Origin of the sequence: Rhodococcus sp. EPR-134, assembly GCF_001647205.1 — a bacterium.
GTDB lineage: Bacteria > Actinomycetota > Actinomycetes > Mycobacteriales > Mycobacteriaceae > Rhodococcus_F > Rhodococcus_F qingshengii.
Genome location: NZ_LVCT01000503.1, coordinates 1 through 6267, shown reverse-complemented (window position 1 = coordinate 6267; position 6267 = coordinate 1). Strand labels below are relative to the sequence as shown.

Sequence of the window (6267 nt, the reverse complement as noted above, 5' to 3'; positions counted from 1 at the left end):
AGCGTCGTGGTGAACAAGGTCGCCGACATGAACGAGGGGATCGAGCGCGCCAATGCATCGAAGTACGGCTTGGGCGCCTCGGTGTTCACCAAGAGTTCGTCGAAGGGCCGAGCGATTGCCGAAAAGCTCGAATGCGGTGTCGTCACGGTCAATTCGGTTCTCGGATTCGCCGGAATCGCCGCCCTGCCGTTCGGCGGGGTCGGCGATTCCGGATTCGGCCGTATCCACGGAGCCGATGGGCTGCGTGAGTTCAGCAGTGTGAAATCACTGGCCGTTCAGAAGTTCAACGCTCCGCTGGACCTGCTGACCATCGAGCGAAAAGCCAGGGACATGAAGATCTCACGTTGGATGCTGGCGAAACGCCACGCGAAGTCCTGAGAGATCAGGCGATCAGCCGGCGGTGACGAGCACCTGCTCGTCGCTGTCGGCTGCTTCGAGTTCACGAACCAGCGGAAGCACCTTGGCCCCGAAGTATTCGATCTCCTCCTGGAAATGCAGGAATCCGCCAAGAATCAGATCGACACCGCGACGGCGATATTCGACGATCCGATGCGCGATTTGTTCCGGCGTGCCGATCAGTTGTGAGCGGAAACCGTCGTTGTACTGAACCAAGTCCTCGAACGTCGAATCCGCCCACATCCCGTCCTTGGACGCGGTCGATGCGCCGGCCTGTTGGACTGCATTCTTGAATCCCTCGACCGCAGGGCGGTTGGCCTTGGCGATGATCTCGCGCAGTGTGTCCTTTGCTTCCGCCTCGGTGTCGCGGGCGATGATGAATCCGTTGAGCCCGAACTTGACCTCCCGATCGTTCTCACGAGCAACACGGCGAACGTCGACCAACTGTTCGGTGACGCCGTCGTAGTCCTTGCCGTTACTGAAGTACCAATCCGAATACCGGCCCGCGTTCTCACGGGCTGCCGCCGAGTTACCACCTTGGAAAAGTTCGGGATTGGGGCGCTCCGGAGTGTTGAGAGGCTTCGGCTTCAACGTGAAGTCGTGGATGCGGTAGAAGTCGCCGCGGAAATCGACGTCGTCCTCCGTCCAGATCTTCCGAAGAACCTGAAGGAACTCGGCGCTACGCCGATAACGCTCGTCGTGCTCGAGCCACGGCTCGCCTAGATGTGTGAACTCGTCCTTGAACCAACCACTGACGACGTTGACGGCAAAACGACCGTTCGACAAGTGATCGGCGGTAGCGCCCAGTTTCGCCAACACGGCCGGCTGCCAGAGTCCCGGATGCACCGCGGCGATCACCTTGAGCTTCTCGGTGGCCAGGAGAAGCGCAAGGCTGAAGCTCGTGGATTCGTGCTGGAATTCGGCCCCGTAGCTCGCCTCGTAACGTACCTGGCTCAGGGCGTACTCGAAGCCGTTGTTCTCGGCGGTCTGTGCCAGCTTCTTGTTGTACTCGTAGTCCCAGCTGGTCCGCTGCTCGATGTCGGAGGTGACCAGACCACCACTGACATTGGGCACCCAGTAGGCGAACTTGATCTCGTCGGCGATACGTTCAGTAGACATGAAACCCAGCAAACATGCAGTTCCCAGTGGTTTCCAGGGTAGCGATCACACAGGTTGTAAGTGTTGGGTGGGTGCTGCGACTGTGAAACGGTGGCAGCATGACTGCTGTGGACATTCAGGAGATCACGCACCGCATCACCAGCGAGGACGAGGCGCTCTCGGTGGCGTCACAGCTGTCCGACGAGTTCGCGGCAGGTGCCGGAGTCCGCGATGCGCAGCGCCTCCTTCCCCACGACGAGGTTCGCACCCTGGCGCGGTCCGGCTTGCTCGGACTCTCGGTGCCGAAGGAGTTCGGTGGCATCGACGCAAGCACCGAGACGTTGGCCGAGGTCTTCCGCCTACTCGCCGAGGGCGATCCCAGCATCGCGCAGATTCCGCACAGCCACTTCACTTTCCTGGAAGCGCTCCGGTACCAGGGGTCTAACGAGCAGAAGCAGTTCTTCTACGCCGAAGCATTGTCGGGCAAGCAGTTCGCCAACGCCCAGAGCGAGCGCGGCAACAAGACCATCGACATCGACGGCACCACTCTCACCCCCGACGGGGAAGACTTTGTGCTCGAAGGTCGAAAATTCTATTGCACCGGAGCGCTTTTCGCAGATTGGATCGTGGTGCGTGCCGCCAATGCGGATCAATTCACCGAGACCGGCGCACAGGTGAAATCCGCGGTCTACCTACCCCGGAATACTCCCGGACTGTCGATCGTCGACGACTGGGACGGCATGGGACAGAAGACAACTGCAAGCGGAACCGTGACCCTGGAATCCGTTTCGGTACCGCAGTTCAATGTCGTACCCTTCACGTCGCTCTTCACTCACCCGACCACCTACGGAGCACAGGCCCAGATCCTGCACGCCGCGATCGACACCGGCATCGCGTCGGCTGCACTGCGTGAATCCGTGAAACTCGCGGCAAAGGCGCGTCCCTTCTTCGAGGCGAAAGTCGATACAGCGGTGGAGGATCCACTGCTCGTTCAACTCGCCGGCGAAGCGGCAATCGAGGTTCGCGCTGCCAGATCCCTCTTGGCGGAAGCAGCGCGATCGATCGACGTGGCGCGTCGTGATCCCACCGAGGACTCCACGGCCCGAGCATCCATCGACGCTGCAACTGCCAAAGTGGTCGGTGCCAGGGCGTCATTGGCGGCCACGAGCACGCTGTTCGAGATCGGTGGCACCAGAAGCGCAGGCGAATCGGCGAACCTCTCGCGGTTCTGGCGTGACGCGCGCACGCACACCCTGCACGATCCGACGAGGTGGAAGGTCCAGCACATCGGCCGGTGGACACTGTCCGGGACAATCCCACCGCGGCACGGGCTGCTGTGAACACACTCAGTCGGAGTTCATATATCCGCTGATCAAGACTTCCAGTCCTTCCAAGTAGCTCTCAGTCGTCGTCCCTCCCGGCCAGTCCTCGAGCACCTCACTGAGCACCGGCAGTTTCTCGGGCCCGATTTCTCGGATCTTGACCGCGAGAGGTGACACGCTGCCTTCCGGTCGCGTAGTGGTGTCGTAGATGTTGAGCAATGCGCCGAGTGTGTAGTTCCACAGCGCTCGATAGATCAACAGTGCGCGACGAGGTGACATACCGAGTTCGACACACGCGGCCATCGCCCGATCGACCAAGACCACAGCGCCGCTCCCACCACGGCCACCGCGCTGAAGCAACTCGATGATCCAGCGCTCCGACGCCAGCTTTTCGAAGATCGCGGTGAAGATCGTGCGAAGCCGTTCGACCTGATCCTGCGGCAGGACCAGCGCGCCGAGATCTTGTGAGTACACATCGAGCACCGCGCTGATCAGCTGTTCCTTGTCGCCCACGTGCCGGTACAGCGCCATCGGCGTGGTGCCGAGCGACTTCGCCAACGCGCGCATGCTCAACGCGTCGGCGCCGCCGGTCTGTAGCTGCCGTTTCGCCTCGTCGACTATCTGCTCCGACGTGATCGTCGGGGGACGTCCGAGCCGCGGTGATCTCGGTTCCATCTTTTCGGCCATCCGTCGATTGTGCGCGCCCCTGCTACGACGATCTCGCCCGGGGAACCCCTTGCATCTCAGTCGCCAGCAAGGTAAACCTAACTACTTATGAGAACGCGTATACAAATTAGGTACCTGCAATGACAACAACAACTCGAGCGGTAGCCGCACCGGCTCTGGTCCTCACAGCCGCCGCGGCAGCGCAGTTCCTGGTGGCCTTCGACATGTCGGTCATCAACGTCGCGCTGCCCGACATCCAGGAATCGCTGAACTTTTCCGACGCCGGGTTGTCCTGGGTCGTCAACGCGTACGCCCTCGCCTTCGGCGGACTGCTGCTTCTCGGCGGTCGTCTGTGCGACGTGATGGGCACTCGTCGAGTTCTGGTTTCCGGGCTTCTGCTGTTCGCCCTCGTCAGCATCGTCGGCACCTTCTCCGTGTCCGCCGAAATGCTTGTCGGAGCTCGGGCGCTTCAAGGCGTCGGCGCTGCACTGATCGCGCCGGCCGGGCTCGCCGCCCTCAGTCAGGCCTTTCCCACCGGACGCGCCAGGGCCAAGGCATTCGGCATCGGCGCAATGTCGTCAGCACTGGGCGGCGCACTCGGTGTCGTCCTGAGCGGCATTTTGACCGAAGGGCTCAGTTGGCGATGGGTGATGTTCGCCGGCGCACCAGTGGCCCTGATCGCCGCAGTTGCCGGTGCCCGCGGCCTGCCGGCCGGCCAAGCCGCCAGAGGCGGCTCTCTCGATCTCCCCGGAGCCATCTTGGCGACGGCCGGAATCACCGCCCTTGTCGGCACAGTGATCGCCACGGAATCACATTCCTGGACTTCAGGTTACGTGCTGGGTGGATTCGCGCTCACGATCGCGCTGCTCACTGCTTTCGTTGTGGTCGAAAGCCACTGCGCCACACCACTGGTACGACTGTCCACCCTGCTTCGACCCCGAATCGGACTGGCCAACGCCATCATGTGCCTGGTGTGCGCGGCACAGTTCAGCGCGTTCTTCTTCGTCTCACTCTTCCTGCAACGCGGGCTGGGCTATTCACCGACCACCACCGGTCTGGCTTTCCTGCCCTTCTGCTTCGGCCTGGTGATCGGCATCCTCGCGTCCACCAAACTCCTTCCGCGCTACGGAGTTCGACCGCTGCTCGTAGTCGGGACAGCAGTCGCCGCAATCGGAACTTTCATGTTTTCGACCATGAACCTCGACAGTCCCTTCTGGGCCGTCATCCTGGTGCCTTCGCTTCTGGCGAGCATCGGCATCGGTCTGTCGTTCATGCCGCTCAGTAACGTCGCCACCGCCGACGCTCCCCCCGAAGAAGTCGGCATGGCATCCGGGCTACTGAGTACATCGCGTCAGATCGGCGGTTCACTCGGACTAGCCGTTCTCGTGAGCGTCGCCGCTTCCTCGACGGCACGTTCGGACAGCGCGCCGACCGAAGCACTGGTTTCCGGATACTCCCAAGCCCTCTTCGTCTGCTCCGGCCTACTGCTGGCCGGTACCCTCCTGTCCTTCTTCTTCCCACGAATGGATCGTTGACCTCAGATGTTCACCACCCGAACCGCATTCGGCATCGTCTCGGCGCTTCTCCTGACCGTCGCCGGCGCAAGCGCGTGCAGCAGCTCCGCCGAGTCCGACACCGCCTCTGCAACTCGCTCCGTCACCCACGAACTCGGCACCGTCGAAGTTCCGGCCTCACCGCAGCGCATTCTCGCGCTCGACGAGTACGCGGGGTTGAGTGCACTCGCACTCGGCGTGAAGCCCACCGTCGTCTACAGCACCCTGCGATCGGACGTCGCCAAGTCGATCCTGCGCGAGCAGGGCGTCGAAGTTCTCGACAAGCCAACCTTCTTCGCCAACCCCGCCGTCGAGGAGATCGCGTCCGTCGAACCCGATGAAATCTTGATGAGCAATGCCGGTCCATTACCGAGCCTGTTCGCTCAGATCAACGCCGTGGCGCCAACCTTGGTCCTCCCGTACTCGGCGCCGTGGCGTGACGTGCTCGAACAAGCTGGGGCACAGCTCGATCGAGGCAGCGAAGCTACCGCCATGATCGGAAAGCTGGAATCCGGCCTCGAAGGCGTCAAGTCCGCGGCTGCCGGCCAGAGCCTTGCGATCCTTCTCGGCTACAGCGGAAACCTGTTCACCGTGCCACCGACCACTCCCATCTCCACACTGGTCACCGAGGCCGGATTCACCAGGCCGGCATCGGAAGTCAACGCGACCAACAATCAAGACACCGGCACGATTTCCCCCGTCTCGCCGGAACTCCTACCCGAGCATGCGGCGCAGACCGTCGCCGTACTTTCCGGGCAGCAGTACGACGCATCCATCGTGCGAAACACTCCACTGTTCGACAACCTGACACCCGATCCGGCGCACGCTCTGGACGTCAGCGGTGATCTCTGGTTCGGCAGCCATCCTTTTGCCATCTACTGGATCATCCAGGATCTGGACGGCATCGCACATGGCAAGGGGCAGAACAGTATCGGAACCCTCGACAGCGCCGACGCGCGATGGGCGGCATTCAGCGCGCTCTGACGTCCTGACGGAAGGTCAGCGGAGAAACACCCACCCGGGTGGCGAAGAACTTCGTGAAGTTCGCAGAATCGTCGAACCCCAACTTCGACGCCACCTGGGTGACCGTGTCCGTGCCGAAAGACAGCAGACGTTTCGCTTCGAGAACCACACGCTGATCGATGTACTGCTTTGCCGTCATCCCGGCAGCGGCTCGGGTAGCCCGCAGCACAGTCTTCTCGGAGTACCCGATCTTGTTGGCGTACTCCGAA

Annotated in this window: 7 protein-coding genes; 4 read left to right on the top strand and 3 right to left on the bottom strand. The window is 62.0% G+C overall.

Features of this window, described 5'->3' with window-relative positions; translation table 11 throughout:
* Nucleotides 1-378: aldehyde dehydrogenase family protein (locus tag A2J01_RS23140; protein WP_156519370.1), on the top strand; the 378-nt coding region annotated here is incomplete at its 5' end.
* Between the two features lie 12 nt (nt 379-390).
* Here the strand turns inward: A2J01_RS23140 and sfnG are convergent.
* Nucleotides 391-1515, bottom strand: a complete 1125-nt coding sequence (gene sfnG, locus A2J01_RS23135; RefSeq protein WP_007730790.1) for a dimethylsulfone monooxygenase SfnG — start codon at nt 1513-1515, stop codon at nt 391-393.
* A gap of 98 nt (nt 1516-1613) precedes the next feature.
* Here sfnG and A2J01_RS23130 point away from each other — a divergent pair, with 98 nt between their 5' ends.
* Nucleotides 1614-2834: an SfnB family sulfur acquisition oxidoreductase gene (locus A2J01_RS23130; RefSeq protein WP_064113674.1), complete on the top strand. Its 1221-nt coding sequence runs from the start codon at nt 1614-1616 to the stop codon at nt 2832-2834.
* Nucleotides 2835-2840: 6 nt separating this feature from the next.
* Here A2J01_RS23130 and A2J01_RS23125 read toward each other — a convergent pair whose 3' ends face one another.
* A complete protein-coding gene (locus A2J01_RS23125) occupies nt 2841-3503 on the bottom strand; it encodes a TetR/AcrR family transcriptional regulator (protein ID WP_007730788.1) in 663 nt (220 codons plus the stop codon).
* A gap of 119 nt (nt 3504-3622) precedes the next feature.
* On the opposite strand from A2J01_RS23125, the gene A2J01_RS23120 reads away from it, so the two are divergent.
* Together A2J01_RS23120 and A2J01_RS23115 are read left to right on the top strand one after the other, a co-directional pair.
* On the top strand, nt 3623-5017 hold the full coding sequence (locus A2J01_RS23120; RefSeq protein ID WP_076948618.1) for an MFS transporter: 1395 nt from the start codon (nt 3623-3625) through the stop codon (nt 5015-5017).
* Between the two features lie 6 nt (nt 5018-5023).
* The gene (locus tag A2J01_RS23115; RefSeq protein ID WP_064113673.1) at nt 5024-6019 is read left to right on the top strand and encodes an ABC transporter substrate-binding protein; all 996 of its coding nucleotides are present in this window, start codon (nt 5024-5026) and stop codon (nt 6017-6019) included.
* Here the strand turns inward: A2J01_RS23115 and A2J01_RS23110 are convergent.
* Nucleotides 6006-6267, bottom strand: a 262-nt coding sequence (locus A2J01_RS23110; RefSeq protein ID WP_156519369.1) for a helix-turn-helix domain-containing protein, incomplete at its 5' end; no start/stop codon positions are given. The genes A2J01_RS23115 and A2J01_RS23110 overlap by 14 nt on opposite strands.